This is a genomic window from Arthrobacter sp. Y3223164 (assembly GCF_059091005.1).
In genome coordinates, this window is record NZ_JBNHGF010000448.1 from 1 (window position 1) to 2,001 (window position 2,001).

Sequence of the window (2,001 nt, forward strand, 5' to 3'; positions counted from 1 at the left end):
CAGGCCCAGCCGGGCCGGGGCCACCCGGACACCCAGCGCGGCAGCGGCGTCGTCGCCCATTTCCAGGCCGTGCAGGCTGCGCGCCAACAGTGCCACGGCCACGAACAGAACGGCCAGCCCGGCCACCAGGACCGTGGCCCGGTCCCAATTGCTGGAGTTCAGCGACCCGTTGAGCCAGACCAGCGCGCCCTGGGCGGTGCGGATATCCGTGCGGGTCAGCAGGTAGCTGACCAGCGCCTGCATCACCGCCGCGAAGCCGATGCCCACCAGGATCAGCCGCGATCCGGCCGCCCCGGACACCGTGCTGGAGCGGTACGAGATCGCGTAGATTCCTCCCGCCACCACCAGCGCCCCGGCCATGGCGGCGACGGAGACCGCGGCGCCGGCCGCGCCGAACACGACGATCGCGGTCACGGCGGAGGCGCTGGCCCCGTAGCTGATGCCGATGATGTCCGGGCTGGCCAGCGGGTTCCGCAGCATGGTCTGGAAGATGCTTCCGGCCAGGCCGAACGCGAGCCCGACCAGCACGCCGATCACGGCCCGCGGCAGCTTGTGCTCCATAACGATGAAGCTGGCCCCGGGGATCTGTTCGCCGGCCAGCAGCCGGAAGAAGTCCGGGATGGTCACGGTGTAGCTGCCCAGCAGGACGTTGACAAAAAACAGGACGACGACGATGCCCGCCAGGGCGGCGATGAGCGCCGCGCGCCGCCGGCTGCGTCGTCCGGCCCTGACGGAAGCCGCGGCTCGCTGGCCGCCGCCTCCGCGGGTGCGGGGTAAATCTTCGAGTGCACCGTCCATATACCCTGCCCTCGACGATAAACCCTGCACTGGCCGGTCCGAAGCCTGGGACATGGCGGCCTCGGGCGTGGCGGCCTGGGGCGTGGCGGCCTCGGGCGCCTGCTGCGCCGATTCCGGGCGCTTCCCGCGCGGGGTGTCCACCTTGCTCACAGCCCGGCCGCTTTCCGCCGCCGGACCAGCCAGATGAACACGGGCGCGCCGATCACTGCGGTGGTGATGCCGGCTTCGATCTCGCCGGGCGGCGCAAGGAAGCGGCCGGCCACGTCGGCGCCGACCAGCAGCACGGGTGCCAGCACCATGGAATAGGGCAGGATCCAGCGGTAGTCGGGTCCGGTCAGGGCGCGGACCATGTGCGGGATGATCAGGCCCACGAAGGCGATCGGGCCGGCGATGGCGGTCGCCGCGCCGCACAGGATCACGACGCCGAGCGCCGTGATGGCACGGGACAGGCCCACCTTTTGGCCCAGGCCCCGGGCCACGTCGTCGCCCAGCGACAAGTTGTTCAGGATCCTCCCGGTGAACAGCGTGACCACCAGTCCGACGGCGATGAACGGGGCCACCTGGCCGATCAGGTCCCAGCCGCGGCCGGCCACCGATCCCACCTGCCAGTAGCGGAACCCCTCCAGCGTGTCCTGGTTGGTCACCAGCACCGAGTACATCAGCGAGCTCAGCCCCGCGGACAGGGCGGCTCCGGCCAGCGCCAGCTTGATCGGGGTGGCGCCTTCCCGTCCCATGCTGGCCACCCCGTAGACCAGCACGGCAGCGAGCGCGGCACCGGCGAACGCGAACCAGACGTAGCCGGAAAGTTGCGTCACGCCGAACAGGAAGATGCCCGCGACGACCGCGAGCGCGGCCCCGGCGTTTACGCCCAGGATGCCGGGATCGCCCAGCGGGTTGCGCGCCACGCCCTGCATGGCGGCGCCGGCGACGCCCAAGGCCGCTCCCACCAGCAGTCCGGTGACGGTCCGCGGGATGCGCGAGTGGACCACGGCGTGGTCTCCGTTGGCGGGGTCGAAGGCAACGAAGGCCTGGATAAACGTCTCCACGCCGATGGGGCGCGCCCCGAGGGCCAGCGAGGCACAGCAGATCAGCGCCAGCACCACCAGGGCGGCCGGGATACCCACCAGCACCCTGCGCGGCAGCCGTGCCGCACCGGGAGCGGTGGAGGACGGCCTGCCGGTCCCGTTGGCGCCGCCCGAAGCG

Annotated in this window: 2 protein-coding genes; both read right to left on the reverse strand. The window is 71.8% G+C overall.

Going from position 1 to position 2,001, the window contains the following annotated elements; genetic code table 11:
• On the reverse strand, positions 1–948 hold a 948-nt coding region (locus tag AC5RUJ_RS15220; protein ID WP_494156136.1), incomplete at its 3' end, for a FecCD family ABC transporter permease.
• Positions 945–2,001 (reverse strand): FecCD family ABC transporter permease (locus tag AC5RUJ_RS15225; protein WP_494156137.1); only part of this gene is annotated, 1,057 nt, incomplete at its 5' end. The genes AC5RUJ_RS15220 and AC5RUJ_RS15225, both read right to left, overlap by 4 nt.